Source organism: Allobaculum stercoricanis DSM 13633, from assembly GCF_000384195.1.
Lineage (GTDB): Bacteria > Bacillota_I > Bacilli_A > Erysipelotrichales > Erysipelotrichaceae > Allobaculum > Allobaculum stercoricanis.
Map to the genome: position 1 here is coordinate 969,969 of NZ_KB913034.1, position 20,242 is coordinate 990,210.

The following is a 20,242-nucleotide window of genomic DNA, read 5'->3' on the forward strand; positions in this document are numbered from 1 at the left end:
CTCATTTTCTTCATAAAAGCGAAGCGAAAGATTAAATTTTGAAAATGTAAAAAGACAATGAAAGCGTTTTATCTCAAAGGTAAATAGCCATGAATTTTTTCTTGATCATCAAATACCACAAATGATATGAAAGCTCACAAATATCATCGATATTGATCTTTTAAGTTCAGTAACCCCAACGATCGTATACCTCCATTTATAATGATGGATCGGTGAATGAACACAACAATGCGTTAAGCGTATACTTTTGTAAAAATTAGATATTGAAGTGCTATTCGTATAGTCACGATCATAAATGAACTTGATTCGAGAACGATTCATGTATTTTCATAATGATAAATATTTGAAAATTGCTTTTAGACATTCACTTTATGGCATTGAAAATAAACCTGATAGATCTGCTGTTGTATTCGTAAATAGAACCATCTATGATCGAAAAAATATAAATAACAGTAGGTATCATGCACAATTGCCCCCTTTAATCAAAGAGTAAAAAAGCAATGATAAAAAAAGAGTTTATAAGTGATGATGTTAAAATAACGATATTGTCAGACAAAAGGAGGGATCATCCCGTGTCAAAAACAACCCCATTTGATCGTCGCATCACAAAATATGCCTATAGCGATCCTACACAAATTTACAAAGATATCGGTACGTCCCCGCAGGGCTTAACGAGTGAAGAAGTAGAAAGTATGCGGGAGAAGTTTGGCGCAAATTGCTTTGCAGGGCGAAAAAACGATACGTTTTTTTACAGGCTGCGACGAGCATTTATCAATCCTTTCAATGTTATCCTCTTTACCTTAGGGATTATCTCTCTTGTCATGGATGTTCTACTCGCTTCGGATTTCAGTAAAAACACATCCACTGCCATCATTATCTTGTCGATGACATTCATCAGCGGTTCGATCCGTCTCATTCAAGAGTTGCGGGCAAAAAATGCAGCTCAACAGCTTAACCGCCTCATTCACGAGAACATTATGGTAAAAAGAGCAGGAGAACGAGTAGAGATTCCGGCAGAAAATCTCGTCATAGGCGATGTTGTCCTTCTTTCTGCCGGAAATCGTGTGCCGGCAGATATTCGTCTAACTCAAGTCTCGGATCTCTATATATCCCAAGCGGCCATTACTGGAGAAAGCGCCATCGTCGAAAAAAGCAGTCGCACCCTCGACGATGACAATCATAAAACGCTCATGCAGTTTGATAACCTTGCTTTTATGGCAACCACTGTAATCAGTGGTAAGGGGGAAGGCGTAGTCATCGCCGTAGGTAAGAACACGCTCTATGGCAATTTTGCAAAGCCGGACACTGAGAACAAAAAATCCTTTCAACATGGGGCAAACTCTATTGCATGGGTCATGCTCCGCTTTATGGCAGTATTAATTCCCTTTGTGTTTATTCTTCTTGTCATAACCAAAGGACAATGGCTTCAATCCTTTGTGTTTTCACTATCTATAGCTGTGGGATTGATGCCAGAAATGCTCCCAATGGTGATCACGGCATGCCTAGCAAAAGGAAGCCTTTTAATGGGTCGTAAACAAACCATCATCAAGGACATCGACGCAATGCAGGGGTTTGGTAGCATGGACGTATTATGCATGGATAAAACCGGCACCTTAACGAATGAAGGCATCTTGCTAGAGTACTACATGGATGTGCTTGGAAACGAAAGTAACGAGGTATTGGATCTCGCTTTTCTCAACAGTAGCTATCACTCTGGGGTACGCAACCCGATTGATCATGCCATTCGATCTTGTCAAACTATGCCATTACATCAGAATCATTTTGCTACACTACTTGCTTCGTATCAAAAAGAAGACGAAATTCCCTTTGACTATTCGCGCAAGATTGTCAGCACCCTTGTAAACGCCCCAGATGGCAACAACTACATGATTATGAAGGGCGATATTGATCACATCATTTCCCGTTGCAGCCATATTGCGTATCGTGGAGATGTGTTCACTATGGAAAACGTTAGAGAAAGTGTTTCTTCTGTAGTGGACGAGATGCTACAAGATGGCATGAAGGTCATCGCCGTCGCGCAAAAAAACATGGGACATCAAACGCAGATCTCACCAAACGATGAACAAAACATGATTTTAATCGGGTACTTAGCATTTTTTGATGCTCCGAAGAAAACCGCAAAAACATCAATTGATTCGCTAAAGCGCTTGAAGGTTACACCTAAGATTTTGACAGGCGATCAAACAGATGTGGCAATTTCTATCTGCCGTCGAGTAGGCATTTGCGCTAACGTTGTACTAACAGGTGCACAGTTGAATGAAATGACGGACGATGAATTAAGAATTGAGGTAGAACGGGTCCATGTGTTTACTGAGCTAGCGCCCGGACAAAAGGTGCGACTCGTATCCGCCTTGGAACAGAACGGCCATACTGTCGGCTTTTTGGGAGATGGTATCAACGATATTCCTGCCCTTTGTGAAGCGAATGTTGGTATATCAGTAGATACAGCGGTAGATGCTGCCAAAGATGCAGCAGATGTTGTTTTGCTGCAAAAAGATCTCGGTGTTCTCGAACAAGGAATTTTGGAAGGACGAAAGACCTTCACGAATATGCTCAAATATATCAAGATCACGGCTAGTTCTAATTTTGGCAATATTCTCTCGATCATTTGTGCTAGTGCATTTTTGCCCTTTCTACCTATGACTGCCTTACAACTTTTGCTGTTGAATTTGCTTTACGATGTATTGTGCATAATCTTGCCATGGGACAATGTGGACGAAGAGGAAACCCTTTCACCAAGAGAGTGGTCAGGTAAGACATTAGGACAGTTTATGCTCTCCTTTGGTCCGATTAGTTCGCTATTCGACATTGTAACCTTCCTGTTTCTCTACTTTGTTCTTTGCCCTATGTTGTGTGGCGGTGTGACCTATTTACAACTCACCGATCCTGCCTTACGAATTCAATACGAGGCTATATTCCACACCGGTTGGTTTTTAGAATCGATGTGGACGCAAGTGCTAATTTTACATTTCCTTCGTACCCGTAAAATTCCCTTCTTGCAAAGTAGACCTTCTTTTTACGTAATGTTTACTACTCTTGTCGGGATCGTCATATTTACTAGCATTACCTTTACCAAGGCGGCAGGGCTATTTGGCTTGATTGCGTTGCCTCATTGGTACTTTGGATTTCTTTTGGGCATAGCGCTTTTGTATATGCTGATGACTACAATAGTCAAAGCGTTTTATCAAAAGAAATATCAAGGATTGATTTGAAAGGAGGAATTCACATGAAAAAAAGTATCGGATTTGTCCTCATGGATTCCTCCCTTACCACATGGCTACTCGAAAAACTGACGAATGATCCCCCGGTAAGCGATTGTGTTGACGATCTGCGCGATGGTGTTGTGAATATGCTTAGCGGAGAGGTGAATTCTTTGTTGCTGAGTAGAACGGAAGACACAAAACTTCCTTACCTTAAACAAGCAGATGAAATTCAAATCGGCGAATTGGAGATCTATCCTAAAAGTAGACGGGTTATTTTTGCAGGCAAAGAGGTCAGTCTAACGCCAAAAGAGTTTGACATTCTTTACTTCCTTGCTCAAAACCGGGGTGAGGTATTTACCAAGGAGCAGATTTACCGGGCGGTGTGGTCAGATGACTATTTACTCGATGACAGCAACATCATGGCCTTCATCCGAAAGTTAAGAAAAAAGATCGAGCCTGATCCTGATGCACCAAAGTACATCTTGACCATTTGGGGGATCGGCTACAAAATGAATGATCAATTATAAAATGGGCGAACGTTACGGCGTCCGCCTTAGTTCTTGCTAAATCGCAAGGAAATCGCAAGGTTTTCGCCATGTGATCCTCCTTGCGATTTTTTTATGCTTTGCACGGTCAAAGGAAACTAATTTCAATGAAAAGAACAATTTGAGTTCTGATTCGCTCTTTCAACTATTGTGTGATGGGTTGATCAGTTTCTTCTTGCTTTGGATGTTAAATCCTATTGCAACGACTATAAAAGCAAAACAACAAAAATCAATTAGCAAAAGGAGTGATCTACTATGAACTTTATCTGCATAGTTTTTGGCATTTTATTCATCATCGCAGGACTTATATTTGCCACAGGTAATGGACACATTCACCTTTATGCCTGGACAAATATGCCCCAATGCGAAAAAGACAAAATCAAAATTAAACCCCTATGCCGCAATATCGGACTGGTCATTGCCTTGAATGGCTTCATATTTTTGATCAAAGGCTATTTTCCTAAATTCAATCAATCCTGGTTTGTTGCGACGATGATCGCATGGTCATTCATTGCAATTTTAGATGTGTGGTACATAAGCAAAAGCAAACGATATCAAAACTGACTCGTCGCATTCAGAATTTTCAAATTCTGTAACGTAACGAAGTAAATGACATAGACAAAAGCAATAGTTTGAAAAAGCATGGAGCATGATAAGCCAAGTCTCTACATTTCTAGGCTATCTATAAACGCTTTTGCTAAAGCAAAATAAGGAGGTAATAACCATGAACAAAAAAGAAAAACGTTTAACGATTCGTCATGAGATTCAAAATAACTTGATCCATGACGATCAAAACCGCCGCATTCAGTTTGTGGCCACCCATCCTGTTACAGAAATTATGCATAACTTGCATACTACACCACGTGGTTTAGATGAAGATGCTATAAACATTAGCCGTAAACAAAACGGTAGTAATAAAGTGACCCACGAAAAGAAGAAATCTCTTGCGAAACAGCTAGCGAGTGTCTTTATCAATCCCTTTACCGCAATACTGTTCTGTTTGGCCATTGTATCCGCACTGACAGATATGGTGTTTCCTTACTTTTCCCTCTTTGGCAGCGTCCCAAACGATTTTAACCCTATGACAGTGACCATTATTTTAACCATGGTACTGATCTCTGGAACCCTTCGTTTCGTGCAGGATTCACGAAGTGGTAATGCGGCGCAAAAGCTTTTAGCAATGATCACCACCACATGCACTGTGACTCGCAAAGAACAAGAAAAGGTGGAAATCCCCATGGATGATCTAGTCGTTGGTGATATCGTTCATCTTTCTGCCGGGGATATGATTCCAGCTGATTTGCGTATGATTAAAACAAAGGATTTGTTTATTAGTCAAGCAAGCTTGACTGGTGAAAGCGAACCAATTGAAAAAACCTCTCATGAAAATGCTGAATGCAAAAGTATCACCGATTATTCCAACATCGCATTTATGGGAAGTAATGTGGTGTCCGGCAGTGGGGTTGCCGTTGTTGTTTGCACTGGAGATAGAACGTTATTTGGCTCGATGGCAAACGCCATTGCCAAAGAATCAGTAGAAACGAACTTCACTAAAGGCGTCAACGCCATTTCTTGGGTGTTAATTCGCTTCATGTTAATCATGGTCCCTTTGGTATTTTTCATCAACGGTGTCACAAAGGGCGATTGGCTGAATGCGTTTTTGTTCGGGATCTCGATTGCAGTGGGTCTTACCCCAGAGATGTTGCCCATGATCGTTACCACTTGCCTTGCAAAAGGCGCAGTTTCCATGAGCAAAAAACAAACGATTGTCAAAAACCTCAACTCTATTCAAAACTTCGGTGCTATGGATATCCTGTGCACAGATAAGACCGGTACGCTAACGCAAGACAAAGTGGTACTGGAATACCACCTCAATGTTAACGGTGAAGACGATATTCGAGTGCTTCGTCACGCTTATCTCAATAGTTACTTTCAGACCGGCTATAAAAATCTAATGGATATTGCGATCATCCATAAAACGGAAGAGGAAGAAGCGCAAGACTCTCGACTAGTTGATCTGTCCGAAAACTATATAAAAGTGGACGAAATTCCCTTCGACTTTTCTCGTCGAAGATTAACGACAGTTGTACAGGACAAGACTGGCAAAACTCAGATGGTGACAAAAGGAGCGGTAGAGGAAATGCTCTCCATCTGTTCCTATGCAGAGTTGGATCATTGTGTAGAGCCTTTGACCAAAACCATTTGCAATAAAATTCTTGCAACTGTAGAAGCTCTAAATAACAAGGGGTTCCGTGTACTTGCTATTGCTCAAAAGAGCAATCCTTCTCCAGTCGACGTCTTTGGTGTCAAGGACGAGTGTGACATGGTGTTATTGGGTTATCTTGCTTTTCTTGATCCACCAAAAGAATCGAGTGCCGATGCGATTCAAGCCCTCAAAGCACATGGCGTAACAACTAAGATTCTGACCGGCGACAATGACAAAGTAACTCGTACGATCTGCAAGCAGGTTGGATTAGAAGTTCACAATATGTTGTTAGGAGCTGATCTCGAAAATATGAGCGATGAACAACTGGCAAAGGTCGCAGAATCCACCGATGTATTCGCTAAGCTTGCCCCCTATCAAAAGGCCCGCGTGGTATCTATTCTACGAGAAAATGGTCATACAGTAGGCTATATGGGTGACGGGATTAATGACGCTGCTGCAATGAAAGCTTCTGACATTGGTATTTCCGTCGATACCGCCGTGGATGTAGCAAAAGAATCAGCAGACATCATTCTGCTCGAAAAAAATTTAATGGTTTTGGAACAAGGTATCATTGAAGGTCGCAAAACCTACATCAACATGATCAAATACATCAAAATGACGGCATCCTCGAACTTTGGCAATATGTTTTCAGTACTTGCTGCCTCGGCATTGTTACCATTTTTGCCGATGATGAGTGTACATCTTATCCTTCTAAACTTGATTTATGATTTAAGCTGCACAGCAATTCCTTGGGATAATGTAGACGAGGAATTCATCAAAAAGCCACGGAAATGGGACGCATCTAGTGTAGGAAGTTTTATGATTTGGATCGGACCAACTAGCTCAATTTTCGACTTTACCACCTATGTTTTTATGTATTTTGTAATCTGTCCTTTGTTTATTTCTGGCGGCATCTTGTTTAACGATTTAGCAGCGCACTACAGTGGTGCACAACTATTCGCGATCCAAGCACGATACATTGGCATGTTCCAGGCCGGCTGGTTTATTGAGTCGATGTGGAGCCAAACCTTGGTCATTCACATGATCCGAACTGAAAAAATTCCATTTATCCAAAGCCATGCCTCCTTAAGCGTAACGTTACTCAGCATCATAGGCATCGCTGTTTTGACGATAATTCCCTTTACGCCCATTGGTACGGCATTAGGATTTGTCGCGCTGCCCGCTGCTTATTTTGCTTATTTAATCCCTTGCATCTTGCTCTATATGGTTCTAGCAACTAGCTTAAAAAAAGCATATGTTCGTCACTATGGCGAGCTGTTGTAAATGGAGGTGTTCATCATGAATTGGAGATATTTATGGATAACCATGTTTGGAAAAACCAACTGGCTTGGTCTGAATATGGGATTTTGGGTATCTATGGTTGTGATCGTTCTGATTGTCATCTTGATGAATGTGTTTTTTTGGAGTTTAAAGCCTAAAAATTCATCGATAAACTAGAACGAATAAAACTCAATATCGAATTATTATGATCCACCTTAAACATTCATTCCATGATTAACGTCAGAAGTTTGTTCTCAGTGTATTTATGATAGTAAAAAATAAAGATATTACAGAATTATATTTTTTGATGATCATCATTCTATGTTCTTAGGAAGAGGAGAACATATAAATTATTGGTTAGCTTGTAGTCAATATAATTCAGGATTCCATTCATACTCATTTAAGTTGCACCAAGTATTTCGTTTAAAATACGTCAATCTTGGTGCATCTTTTTAATTTGACTTCTGCTTTAAAGTCACTTTATGGACAAGATCTAGCAGTATTCATTTCTAAGACGAAATAGATTCAATATGAATAATCGTTGGCTAGTCTATAGAATCTTAGAATCTATAGTATTTTCATCCATTAATTAAGCTTTGCTTTTGTTAGATTCATCATCGATTTTAGAATTTCGCATAGATCATGACCGGAAACGCCGAAAAAAAGCGGCAAGAATTAAAATGATTCTCACCGCTCATTGTTTGTAAATTTTATAGAGGTACTCTCTATTTTCTATGTTTAATTGCAGCTTGTGCAGCAGCTAAACGTGCGATTGGGACACGATAAGGAGAGCAAGATACATAGTCTAATCCAATGCCATCAACAAATTCGATAGACGATGGATCACCACCATGTTCACCACATACACCTAAGTGTAAGTTTGGACGAGTTGCACGACCACGTTGGGCAGCGATCTGAATCAATTCACCAACGCCTTCTTGGTCTAATTTTGCAAATGGATCTTGTTCATAGATTTTTGCTGAGTAGTATGCTGGTAAGAAGCTTCCGGCATCATCACGAGAGAAGCCAAAAGTCAGCTGTGTTAAGTCATTTGTACCAAATGAGAAGAATTCAGCTTCAGTAGCTAATTCACCAGCTTTTAAAGCAGCTCTAGGCACTTCGATCATAGAACCAACATGATATTTCATATTAGATCCTTCATGAGCAATGAGTTCGTCTGCTGTTTCTGTAACCAATTTCTTCACGAATTTCAATTCTTTAAGATCACCGATTAATGGCAACATGATTTCAGGTTCAACGTTCCATTCTGGGTGTTTTTTGTTCACATTTAATGCAGCGCGAATCACGGCTTCAGTTTGCATGCGAGCAATGCCTGGATAAGAAACATCAAGACGGCTTCCACGATGACCCATCATTGGGTTCACTTCGCGTAAGGAATCTACTTTTGCCTGGAGTTCTTCAACCCCCATACCCATTTCGTTTGCAAGTTCTGCAACTTCTTCTGGTTTATGAGGTAAGAATTCATGCAGAGGTGGATCTAAGTAACGAATAGTCACTGGACGGCCTTCCATTGCTTCATAAATGCCTTCAAAGTCTTCTTGTTGTAATGGTTCAATTTTCTTCAATGCATTTTCCATTTGTTCATTTGTTTTAGCAAGGATCATTTCACGGATGGATTTGATCTTATCGCCATCGAAGAACATATGTTCAGTACGGACAAGACCGATACCTTCAGCACCAAATTTTACTGCCTGGGCAGCATCTCTTGGCGTATCAGCATTTGTACGGATTTGTAAACGACGAGATTCGTCAGCCCATTTCATAAAGCGTTCAAAATAACCAGAGATTTCAGCAGGAATTGTTTTAATCGCTTGGCCATAAACTTTACCTGTAGAACCATCTAAGGAAAGCCAATCGCCACGATTAAATGTTTTGCCATTTACTGTAAAGGAGCTTTCATCAGCAGCAATAGAAATATCGCCAGCGCCAGATACGCAACATTCACCCATTCCACGAGCAACAACAGCAGCGTGAGAAGTCATACCACCACGAACTGTAAGGATACCTTCGGCAGCAGCCATACCTTGAATATCTTCTGGAGAAGTTTCAAGACGAACGAGAATGACTTTTTTACCTTTTGCGACTTCTTCGATTGCTTCATCAGCAGAGAACACGATCTGACCACATGCAGCTCCTGGAGATGCTGGAAGAGCAGCAGTTACAGGTTGTGCTTTTTTTAGTTCTTCAGGATCGAACATTGGGTGAAGAAGAGCGTCTAATTGGTTAGCTTCTACAGTCATTAACGCTTCTTCAGGAGTTAACAGTCCTTCATCCACCATGTCACAAGCAACTTTTAAAGCAGCTTGTGCAGTACGTTTACCGTTACGCGTTTGGAGCATATACAATTTTCCATGTTCAATGGTAAATTCCATATCCTGCATATTTTTATAATGATGTTCAAGAGTATTACAAATTTTCTTGAATTGTTCGTAAGCTTCTGGAGAAATTTCAGCAAGTTGTTCAATTCTATTTGGAGTACGAACACCAGCAACGACGTCTTCGCCTTGGGCGTTCATTAAGAATTCGCCATATAGTTTATTTTCACCTGTAGCTGGGTTACGAGAGAATGCTACACCAGTACCACAATCGTTTCCACGGTTACCAAATACCATCATTTGGACGTTAACGGCTGTACCCCAACTAGAAGGAATGTCGTTTTGGCGGCGGTAGTAAATAGCACGTTCATTATTCCAAGATTTAAATACCGCTTCAACTGCTTCCATCATTTGTTTCTTTGGATCAGTTGGGAATTCTTCGTTCATATTTTCTTGATAGAATTCTTTGAATAACTGAACCAATTTTTTCATGTCATCTGCATCAAGGTCGAGGTCTTCTGTAATTCCCTTTTCTGCTTTGATTTCGTCAATGATTTCTTCAAAACGTTTTTTCGATAAGCCTTTAACGACATCAGAGAACATTTGAATAAAACGTCTGTAAGAGTCGTATGCATACCGTGGGTTGCCTGATTTTTCTGCAATAGCATCAGCAACTTCGTCATTAATACCTAAGTTTAAAATGGTATCCATCATCCCTGGCATTGATGCACGCGCACCAGAACGAACAGAGACTAACAATGGATTTTCGGGGTCTGCAAATTTTTTACCAGTTTCTTTTTCTAATAAGTCTAAATATTTGAAAATTTGGGATTGAATTTCATCGGAGATTTTTTCTCCGTCTTCATAATATTTGTTGCAAGCTTCTGTAGTAATTGTAAAACCATTTGGCACTGGCATACCAAGGTTGGACATTTCAGCTAGGTTAGCACCTTTGCCTCCTAGCAAGTCACGCATATCAGCATTGCCTTCATTGAAAAGATAGACATATTTCTTTTCCATGCTTTTCCTCCTTGTGAATAAAAAATGTTTTTTTGTACTCACTTATTGTAACCGCTTTTCATTATAAATAAATAAACGCTTACAATTTGAAGGATTTTGGTTCTATTTCGTCATTTCCAGTTTATTTTTTGGAAATTTTTGCCATGATCCGACATTTTCAGTGCAATCTTTGCAGTGGGGGATTATCAAAATATCAATTTTACGCTCTCGTGCTGGACATACTGTGCTTTTCGCGCAACTCGTTTCACAACATTCAAAATAGCCTTTTTCTTGAAGTTGCTCTAAAAAAGTCACTTCTTCATCGAGTAATTCAGGTTCAATTAAAATCAAAGGCTTAGAAATGATCGATGGCGTATTTTGCAGTTTTTCTTTCGAAACATGATAGAAGTCGGCAATCATTTGAAATTCTTCTTCATGATGAATAGAATCTAAAAAATACTTTAATTGGTTAATCTCTTGATAAGGACAACTCGTATTTGTCGCAATTACTTTAATCGGTTTAACCCGGGAACATCCTGAAATAGATAAAATGCGTATCATTACGTACCTCCAATAAGTTCTATTTTTCTCATATCCATACAAAACGGTTCTTTTTTACTCTAACAAGCGTTGAAGTGAAAATCAGTTTTTATTGATTTTTCTGTTTCAAATGATCAATCAATCTTTTTTAAATCATTACTCTAATCATTCAATGCCTTTTCTGTTTACGAATTTACACATTTGAGACATTTGTTCTAAAAGATCCGTAATCCGATACAAAATCAGATCGATTTAAACAATATTTTCATTTTTTCAATATAATATCAAAAGAGTGATTTATTCCCTTACCATCACACAACACATTCAATAAAGGCAAGGTGGATAATTTCATTATTAGATTTGAAAAGAGGATTTGATCATGAAAACAATGTTAAGCGGAATTAAGCCAACAGGACGCCTAACTTTAGGAAATTATATTGGTGCAATTCGCGAATTCGTAAAATATCAAGACGAATATGAAATGTTTATTTTCATTGCTAATGAACATGCATTGACTGTTCCAATTCAAGCAAGTGAGTTAAGAAAAAATACAAAAGACTTAATCGCACTTTACTTAGCTTGCGGTTTAGACCCAGAAAAATGCACGATCTTTTTACAAAGTGATATCGCTGCTCATGCTCAACTTGGTTGGATTATGACTTGCATGTCCGGTTATGGCGAACTGCAAAGAATGACTCAATTTAAAGATAAAATGGCAAAACAAGAAACAGGAATTACTGCTGGATTATTCACTTACCCACCTTTAATGTCAGCAGACATCCTGTTATATGATCCAGATTACGTACCAGTTGGTGTTGACCAAAAACAACACGTTGAACTGACTCGTGATTTGGCAGAACGCTTTAATAAACGTTATTCTGATACATTTAAAGTTCCTGAACCACTCGTTACAAAAGTCGGAGCTAAAATCTTTGATTTACAAGATCCAACGAAGAAAATGTCTAAATCAGATACAAATCCAAAAGGATGTATCGATTTATTAGATAATCCAGCAACAGCACGCAATAAAATCAAAAGTGCAGTGACGGATTCATTAGGGGAAATCCGTTTCGATCCAGAAAATCAACCAGGCTTAGCCAATTTAATCACGATCTTATCTGCTTTAACGGATGAACCGATCGAATCAATTGTCGAACGTTACCAAGGCAAAGGTTATGGTGAATTAAAGAAAGAAACTGGCGATGTTGTCTTTAATTTCCTAACTGATTTACAAGCTCGTTATCAAGACATTACCTCAAGTGGTAAAATTAACGAAATCTTAAATGAAGGTGCCCAAAAAGCATCAAAAGTTGCCAACAAAAAAATCGCTAAAGTTTATCGTAAAGTTGGATTAACGATTTAATTCTTTTTAAACAACGAAAAGACGGAATCAATATCGATTCCGCCTTTTTTCGTTGTTAATGATTTTACGATTCAATTTTTTCGGCTTGTTTTTTAACAAGTTCTTTAAAGATTTGACCACGCACTTCATAGTTTTTAAATTGATCAAAAGAAGAAGTTGCTGGACAAAGCAAAATCACTTCCCCTTCCTTAGCTTGTTCTAAAGCGCGATTGAGGGCGCATTCCATCGTATGACAAATTTCTGTACGTGAAAAAATATCTTCAAAGACATGTTCAATTTGACCAAATGCATAGCATGTTTTGACTCGATCGTCATATTGTTTTAATTCAGAATAATCAATTCCTTTATCTTTTCCTCCTGCAAGCAAATGGACACCTGATTCAAAACTTGATAAAGCTGCCATCGCAGAATGAGTATTTGTCGCTTTAGAGTCGTTATAAATACGAACCCCGCGAATCGTATCAACATATTCAATACGGTGTTCTACCCCTTTAAAATCTTCAATCACGTGTTGAATGGTTTCTGGATTTACGCCAAGTAAATAAGCAATACAAGCAGCTTGCATTGCATTCATCAAGTTAAATTGACCAACTAGTTTTAAATCAGAGATGCAAAATAGCTGAATATCATGCAAACAAACAAATCCATCTTGGATATGTAAAGCCACATCTTGTCGATTCAGTGAACAATCAATGACTTGGCAAGGAATATTTTGGGCATATTCAATAATTGTAGGATCATCGACATTCCGAATAAAGAAGTCGTTTTCATCACAATTTTCGTAAATTTTAAATTTAGAAGCATAATAATCTTCTAAACTATTCATGTAATCTAAATGATCCGGTGCAAGGTTCGTGACAACACTGACATGAGGTCTAAATTTTTCAATTCCTAACAATTGGAAATTGCTCAGCTCTAATGCGACATGGGCTGTTTGTTCTTCATTACCTAAAACAATTTCACTTAATGGTACACCAATGTTTCCAGCTACTTTGGCATCGGAAAATTGCGCTTTTAACATCTCGTAAAGCAAAGTTGTTACAGTTGTTTTTCCATCAGTTCCGGTAATTGCGCCATAACTAAATTTTGGGGCAAACCAAAAAGCTGTTTCGATTTCAGTATAAATTGGTACTTTCTTTTCAAGAAAATAAGCAATAAAAGGAACGCGATAAGGGATTCCTGGGTTTTTCACCACAAAGTCGTACTCTTTTTCTTTCAAGCAATCAGGATGTCCTTGGTCAAACACTTCAATTCCTAGCGTTTCTAATTCTTCTTTATTTTCAATTTTATTTTGATCCGTCAACACAACATGATAGCCATGGTTGTTGAGTAACTTGGCAGCATTAATTCCTGATCTGGCTGCTCCAATTAACAATACTTGTTTCATCTTATTTGTCCTCTTTATTTTAAATCCATCCTCAAGCGATGGTTGATCTGTACATAAACGATATTATTATGAACGTTTCCTTTTCGTTTTGCATGATTTCTGTCTTGTATCGATTGATTCTTTCATGAGTTTAGTCAATTTCGCAAGTTTATCTTTTTAAAATCACTTATCCAACCAAAACAAAAAAGAAAGCTAAGATCTTCACTAATCCGATTTATTGCTTAATCACGCTAAAAACACCCTTACTCGCCAAAAGTGTTCAATCCAAATCATTCTTAAAAACCAAAATCGTCAGCATGATCAATTTTTCTAACTGAATCTCTATTTTAATCGATCCAAAACTCATCAATTGACTCAAAACAAAAAAGGTCTTCAAAGTAAGTATGAGCATTACACTCAACTTCTTTAAAGACCATTTTGCATCAATTTAAAACTTTGCCATTTGCTCGATACTAAAGAGCCAGGAATGCTAAGAAAATCGAAATTGCAGCTAGGATCGCTCCCCATGACCAGAAGACAGTGCAGACTTTCATTTCTGACCAGCCTTTCTTTTCGAAATGGTGGTGTAAAGGAGCCATCAAGAACACACGACGATGTGTCTTTTTATAATACAGAACTTGGATAATATCTGAGAGTGTTTCAACAATAAACACGCCACCTGCGATCAATAACAACAACTCCATCTTAGTCGTCATTGCTGCTGCGGCTAAAATACCACCTAAAGCCAAAGATCCGGTATCGCCCATGAAGACTTTTGCCGGATGGATATTAAATCGTAAATATCCAAACAAAGCAAAGATCACCATGATCAAAATCGCACATGCACTATATTGGCCTTGCCAAGCAAACACTAAAGCAAATGGAACAAAGGAAATAATGGACAACCCTGCGCAAAGACCATCTACTCCATCAGATAAATTGACCGCATTACTTGATCCTGTGAATAAGAAAAAGATCAAAATCACAAAGAACCAAGTTGGTGCTAACCATTGAATATGACCTGGTAAATGGATCAACGTTGGATTATGCATCATGTAATAAACTGTTAACAACACAGCAAGGACAGCTTGTAATCCAAACTTTAAGGCTGGTTTTAATCCTTCATTCGATTTTTGAACAACGATAATATAATCATCGACAAATCCAATTAATCCAAATCCTAAATAAGCGATCCACATAATGACGGTGGAATTGTCCCAGTTTAATGGCGTAAAGAAACTTGCAATAAAATAAACAATAAAAGGCACAATTAAGAATGCAAGTCCGCCCATTGTAGGCGTTCCTGTTTTCGCCTTATGGCTTGCAAGTCCTTCCTCACGTTCAGTTTGACCAAATTTTAATTTATGTAAGTAACGAATCAGAGCTGGCATAAAGGCTAGCATTCCAATGAGCACTACAATACCTAATACAATTGCTAAACCAATCATCGACCAGTCAATCGGCACAATATGATTCATAATTTCACCCTTCTTTTTGCTTGAAGATTATAACACAGAACTTTCTATATTTTTTTAAGTGTAAAAAAATTGAAAACAGAAGAACTCGTTAGATTGGTAGATCTATAAGAAAAGACGCCGTATTTAAACGACGTCTTTTCTTGATCATTAAAAATTTTATTGAAACGAATCACGATTAGTATGCAGAACCATACCAAGCAATTCCTTCATATCTCCATCCTAAACGTTGTAAAGCACGAACTTCATTTGCATTTTTTGTATAATGGTGCGTCGCTGTCGTTGCGTATGGATTGTAACAACGATAAACAGGAATACCTCTTGCTGTTTTACGATCTTCCCAAGCTAAGCTGACAGATCCCCAGGCAACTCCTTCATATACCCAGCCGCGAGCAATTAATGTATCTTTTTCATTTGTGTCCATGCAATAGTGGTGATCGCCTGTATTTGGGTTTAATAAACGGTAAACATACCATCCTGAAACAGGAGCATTCCAACCTACCCCTTCATACGTCCATCCCGCATTCACAAGATTGTAATATTCTTGAGAGAAAACAGTATAGAAATGTTCACCTGTTTGGCTATTATATAAACGGTAAACAGGTGTGCTATTGGCAGCAAGAACTGGTGTTGGTGCAATCGTTCCAAATAGAGTGCAAAGTGAAACAGCACCGGCAATTAATTTATTTTTGAATGACATAATCCATTCTCCTTTTCATCGTCATAGCTAGTTTCAATCTTCATTTAAAGATTTAATATAAATCATTGTAAATCACGAGTCTTTATAATAGATTTCTCTATCATTATGTTTGGATCAAAAGTACTATGCTCATTTAAATTATACTAAAAAGCATACAAAATGGAAATTTTCGCTTTTTTTCGGATACTAAATAGATTTAACGAATAAATGATTAATTGTGCAAAAATTCAAAACATTTAGATTTTAACCTAAAAACGAATCATTTTCTGCCAATTTATCCCTTTTTATGGCGAATTTTCCTACTCCTGGTTTATCTTGAGCGATCAATTTGTTAAAATTTCCGAGTTAATGAACATCTTCATTTTCCATTTACCCAGCATTTTGATGAGAATTATCGTTTCTTCTTGAAAAGTAATGGGTTGGGTGTTAATATGTCAAAGCGACTGTAAAAATAGTTGCTTACTTATTGGAGAAGGAGGGATACAAATGTCTAGAAAGTGTGCAATCTCTGGTAAAGGACCTCTGTCCGGTAACAAACGTTCTCACTCCATGAGAGCTTCCCGCCGTAAATGGAACGTTAACCTGCAGAAAGCTACAATCATGGTTGACGGCAAACCTCAAACGGTTAAAGTTGCTGCAAGAACCCTGAGAACATTGAAAAAACAAGGAGCTATCTAAACTCCTTTCTAAGCCGCGTTAAGCGGCTTTTTTATTCTGTATTTTTATACTTTTATCAAAACAAAAAGAAGCTAGCAACTCTATTTTTGAGTTAAGCTAGCTTCGAATGAGTGAACTCGCCTTTGAATAATGGGCGAGTTTTCTTTTTGATATTCATTTTCTAAATAATCATAATATGTACCCGGTGTGAGAATTCCTTTAACCGATAAAACATCAGCACCGACAGTACCTAAAATCAAATCAGAAAATAAGGCACAATTATCCCCAACAACCCAATACGTCTTAAATGAGCCAGATTTAAACTTATAAAACTTAGCTCCTGTACGATAATGTAAACGGCTAGGATAATCTTCTTCTAATTCAGCAAGCTTTGATGCTTTTCCCTTCCGTTCTATTTTGCTATACCAGCGTACAGAACGATGAAACAACTCATCAAGCTGTTCTTCGATTTTTTCATCTTCTTGTGGAGTTGTAACAATCGAATATTCAAATAACGTATTATGCTCGTATTTAACGAGATTCGGAACATAAAGATCTTCTGGAACAATAAAGTAAACGCCATCCCCTAATAACTGTAAAAAGCGATAGCTTTCCGTATCATAATTGCCATACGAATAGATCATACCGCGCCAAGAAAACGTAATATGACCAATTTTTTGAAAACCGTCACTCCCTATATGAATAAAAACTTTAAGCTTAGCTGGAGCATCGCGATCAACTTTGACGGTCTTTTTCCCATAGTCTTGGCCTAATTTAATTTTTTCATTAATTACCTTTAAAGCAGCATCAGGCAATAGTGTTCCTAAAACGATCGGTAAACCGATATATAAACCTCTTTTCCAAGTATAGGAAGAAGAATAGGCATCATATAAGTTCACTGCAATTCGTGCAGCAAGTAAGATAAAATATACGCCAAATATCCTTAATAAATTGACAGTATCAACGTAATCAGTAAACAACAAAACGCAACCAATAATTCCATAAATCGAAATCAAGACAACACTGCGCACTCTAATCTTGACGCGATTAGACCAGTTAATGCAAGCTTGCACAAGCATCGATATGGAAGCAATTAAACAATACCAACCAAACGATGTTCGGATAATCCACTCTGGTAGTCTTTGATTAAAAAGCAAAAGGATACCAAAGGCAATAGTGATTCCACCATAGAAATAGTTTGACTTTTTCTTTCGCGATTGAATGAAATTTTGGCTAATCAAATAAAAACCATAGATAAACACCGCAACAACCGCAATCTTTAAATTCAAATCATAAAATGCGGCCGGTATGACAAGCGAATAAATCCCCATGCCCAATAAAATCAAAACAAGGAATAAAGTGGAGATAATTTCATATGGATGATAAGTGTTTTGCTTATCTAAAATTGGTTTCGACACTAATCACCCTCCCTTCATGAACGGTTACAGTTGCCGATTCATTAGGAATTGAATTAGAACAAGTATAAATATCCTGAACATCAATCCAGCGCTGATCTAACTCATATTCAAAATGATCTAATGAAATACAAGTCTTTTCTAGCGCAAAAAAGGAGATATGCGAATATTGTGCTTTAAATTCATACTGTCCTTTTGTTAGCACGCGAATTCGCGTATTTTGATCTAACACGACTACATTGGGATATTGCCATCCGATTATTCGCAAATTAGCTAATGTATGATCTAAACGTTTTCCAATAGCACCACAAATATAAATTTGCGAGTAACCCATTTCTTTAGCCTTCATCAAGGCGAGCTCCATGTCCGTTTCATCCTTATGCGTTGGGTGTATAAAAACAGGACAATCGAGTTTAATCTCTTCATTTTTAGAATCAAAATCCCCAATCACAAAATAAGGTTGAATGTTATGTTCTAACAGCACTTGAAAACCAAAATCAACACCGATCCAGTCTACGTCTTTAAAATCAGGTAAATCGGTGGCAATCGGACTAACTAAAACTGCAATATCATGCTTTTTTAACAAAGTGAATCCACCGCTTTCTCAATATCATTTTTGAAGACATAGCTTCCTGCAACTAAAGTATCAACCCCAGCAGCTTTTGCTTCTTTGGCTGTTTGATCATTAATTCCGCCATCAATTTCAATACGGTAGTTTAATCCATGTTCTTGACGATAAGCACTTAATGTCCGTACTTTTTCAAGTGTTTCTGGCATAAAGCTTTGACCACCATATCCTGGTTCAACTGACATGATTAAAACGATATCTACTTCTTTTAATAAAGGTAAAAATGGTTCGATTGGAGTATTAGGTTTCACACTAAATCCTGCTTGAATTCCTTGTTGATGAATGTCTTCAATTAATTTCGAAATAGAAGATAAGTCATTATCTAAAGCTTCAGTATGGAATACGATCAAATCCGCACCGGCATTAATAAATACTTTAGAAAAATAAGTAGGATCGCTCACCATTAAATGAACATCTAAAAAGAGATCCGTTGATTTTTTAAATTGTTTTAAAATATCTGGTCCAAATGACAAGTTAGGAACAAAATGTCCATCCATTACATCATAGTGGATCCATTTCGCTTTTGAAGCTTCCAAAGCTTTAATTTGTTCGAGCATTTTGGTGTAATCCATCGATAAAACGGATGGGGCAATCACTAATTCTGGCATACTATTCTCCTTCATTTGTTTATGTTTATTAATACTGTTTTCTATTTTTTTGCTCTTTCATGAGCTGACAATAATCTTCATATAACACAGGATTAATCGTGTTATTTTTCACGCCTTCTTTTATAGCGCAATCTGGCTCATCGACATGAATGCAATCAGCAAAACGACACCCTTGTTCAATTCCTTCTTGAAAATCAAATAATAAATGGTCTAAACGACTGACATCCATTCTTGAAAAATCTAACGAAGAAAATCCTGGTGTATCCGCCACTAAGCCATCACCAATGGGATGGAGCTCACAATGGCGAGTAGTATGTTTCCCACGTCCAAGCGCTTTAGAAATTTGTTGGGTGTGGAGTTTAAATGTTGGATCTAAACGATTCAAAAGCGAGCTTTTCCCCGCTCCGGATTGACCACACAATACGCTAATTTTATTGGATAACAATTCACGGAGCTCTTGATCATCACTTCCCGGATGAGAAAAGAACATGCGATATCCAGCTTTACGATACCAATCGAGAATGGACTGAATCTTTTCTAATTGTTCCGGTTCAACTAAATCTGATTTTGTAATACAAATGACTGGCTCTATGTCACAAAGTAAAACCAAAAAGATTAAGCGGTTTAAAAGGTGTTCGCTAAAGTCTGGATCTTTAAGAGAGGTTACAATGAGCGCTTGATCAACATTGCATACTGATGGTCGCAATAGTCGATTTTTACGTTCTAAAACTGAATCAATTCTGACACTGTCTTCGATGATTTCATAATTCACCCAATCTCCGACATAAGGCGTTTGCCCTTTACGCATTTTACCTCGCGGTTTTGCGATGAACTGTTGTTGACCATCAAGTATCGTATATTGATTCGAGATTACTTTAATAATTCGTCCTTGTTTCATA

16 protein-coding genes are annotated in these 20,242 nt (G+C 37.9%); 7 read left to right on the forward strand and 9 right to left on the reverse strand.

All coding sequences use genetic code 11. From position 1 onward, the window contains the following. Positions 1–572 precede the first annotated feature (572 nt). From mgtA (ALLST_RS0104530) to ALLST_RS11770, 5 genes are all read left to right on the forward strand, one after another. The gene (mgtA, locus tag ALLST_RS0104530) at positions 573–3,233 is read left to right on the forward strand and encodes a magnesium-translocating P-type ATPase (protein WP_026472781.1); all 2,661 of its coding nucleotides are present in this window, start codon (positions 573–575) and stop codon (positions 3,231–3,233) included. Positions 3,234–3,247: 14 nt separating this feature from the next. Then, positions 3,248–3,751, forward strand: a complete 504-nt coding sequence (locus tag ALLST_RS0104535) for a winged helix-turn-helix domain-containing protein (RefSeq protein ID WP_019892902.1) — start codon at positions 3,248–3,250, stop codon at positions 3,749–3,751. A 273-nt stretch (positions 3,752–4,024) separates the two neighbouring features. Beyond that, positions 4,025–4,333, forward strand: coding sequence for a DUF3784 domain-containing protein (locus ALLST_RS0104540; protein ID WP_019892903.1), 309 nt, complete (start codon positions 4,025–4,027; stop codon positions 4,331–4,333). A 160-nt stretch (positions 4,334–4,493) separates the two neighbouring features. After that, positions 4,494–7,259 carry a magnesium-translocating P-type ATPase gene (gene mgtA / locus ALLST_RS0104545; RefSeq protein ID WP_019892904.1) on the forward strand — a complete coding sequence of 922 codons (2,766 nt, stop codon included), beginning with the start codon at positions 4,494–4,496 and terminating at the stop codon, positions 7,257–7,259. A gap of 32 nt (positions 7,260–7,291) precedes the next feature. Continuing rightward, positions 7,292–7,414, forward strand: a complete 123-nt coding sequence (locus tag ALLST_RS11770) for a hypothetical protein (RefSeq protein WP_019892905.1) — start codon at positions 7,292–7,294, stop codon at positions 7,412–7,414. Positions 7,415–7,981: 567 nt separating this feature from the next. Here the strand turns inward: ALLST_RS11770 and ppdK are convergent. Beyond that, entirely contained in the window at positions 7,982–10,612 is a 2,631-nt protein-coding gene (gene ppdK / locus ALLST_RS0104555) for a pyruvate, phosphate dikinase (protein WP_019892906.1), read from the reverse strand. 102 nt (positions 10,613–10,714) lie between these two features. After that, the gene (locus tag ALLST_RS0104560) at positions 10,715–11,152 is read right to left on the reverse strand and encodes a hypothetical protein (RefSeq protein WP_019892907.1); all 438 of its coding nucleotides are present in this window, start codon (positions 11,150–11,152) and stop codon (positions 10,715–10,717) included. Between the two features lie 358 nt (positions 11,153–11,510). Between ALLST_RS0104560 and trpS the strand changes: the two genes are divergently transcribed. After that, positions 11,511–12,494 (forward strand): tryptophan--tRNA ligase, encoded by a 984-nt coding sequence (gene trpS, locus ALLST_RS0104565; protein ID WP_019892908.1) that lies wholly within the window; start codon positions 11,511–11,513, stop codon positions 12,492–12,494. Between the two features lie 64 nt (positions 12,495–12,558). Here trpS and murD read toward each other — a convergent pair whose 3' ends face one another. From murD to ALLST_RS10145, 3 genes are all read right to left on the reverse strand, one after another. Continuing rightward, a complete protein-coding gene (gene murD, locus ALLST_RS0104570; protein ID WP_019892909.1) occupies positions 12,559–13,881 on the reverse strand; it encodes a UDP-N-acetylmuramoyl-L-alanine--D-glutamate ligase in 1,323 nt (440 codons plus the stop codon). A gap of 452 nt (positions 13,882–14,333) precedes the next feature. Further along, entirely contained in the window at positions 14,334–15,338 is a 1,005-nt protein-coding gene (gene mraY / locus ALLST_RS0104580) for a phospho-N-acetylmuramoyl-pentapeptide-transferase (RefSeq protein WP_019892911.1), read from the reverse strand. A 175-nt stretch (positions 15,339–15,513) separates the two neighbouring features. Further along, positions 15,514–16,035 carry a hypothetical protein gene (locus tag ALLST_RS10145; RefSeq protein ID WP_019892912.1) on the reverse strand — a complete coding sequence of 174 codons (522 nt, stop codon included), beginning with the start codon at positions 16,033–16,035 and terminating at the stop codon, positions 15,514–15,516. 486 nt (positions 16,036–16,521) lie between these two features. Between ALLST_RS10145 and rpmB the strand changes: the two genes are divergently transcribed. Then, positions 16,522–16,713, forward strand: coding sequence for a 50S ribosomal protein L28 (gene rpmB / locus ALLST_RS0104590; RefSeq protein WP_019892913.1), 192 nt, complete (start codon positions 16,522–16,524; stop codon positions 16,711–16,713). 80 nt (positions 16,714–16,793) lie between these two features. Here the strand turns inward: rpmB and ALLST_RS0104595 are convergent, their stop codons facing one another. From ALLST_RS0104595 to rsgA, 4 genes are read right to left on the reverse strand one after another with little or no spacing between them, the layout of a single operon-like run. Further along, a complete protein-coding gene (locus tag ALLST_RS0104595) occupies positions 16,794–18,110 on the reverse strand; it encodes a hypothetical protein (protein ID WP_019892914.1) in 1,317 nt (438 codons plus the stop codon). Then, complete coding sequence (locus ALLST_RS0104600) at positions 18,088–18,693, reverse strand: thiamine diphosphokinase (RefSeq protein ID WP_019892915.1); 606 nt, start codon at positions 18,691–18,693, stop codon at positions 18,088–18,090. Before ALLST_RS0104600 ends, ALLST_RS0104595 begins: the two co-directional genes overlap by 23 nt. Continuing rightward, complete coding sequence (gene rpe / locus ALLST_RS0104605; RefSeq protein ID WP_019892916.1) at positions 18,687–19,343, reverse strand: ribulose-phosphate 3-epimerase; 657 nt, start codon at positions 19,341–19,343, stop codon at positions 18,687–18,689. Before rpe ends, ALLST_RS0104600 begins: the two co-directional genes overlap by 7 nt. A 28-nt stretch (positions 19,344–19,371) precedes the next feature. Beyond that, positions 19,372–20,241 carry a ribosome small subunit-dependent GTPase A gene (gene rsgA, locus ALLST_RS0104610; protein WP_019892917.1) on the reverse strand — a complete coding sequence of 290 codons (870 nt, stop codon included), beginning with the start codon at positions 20,239–20,241 and terminating at the stop codon, positions 19,372–19,374. Between the last annotated feature and the right edge of the window lies 1 nt (position 20,242).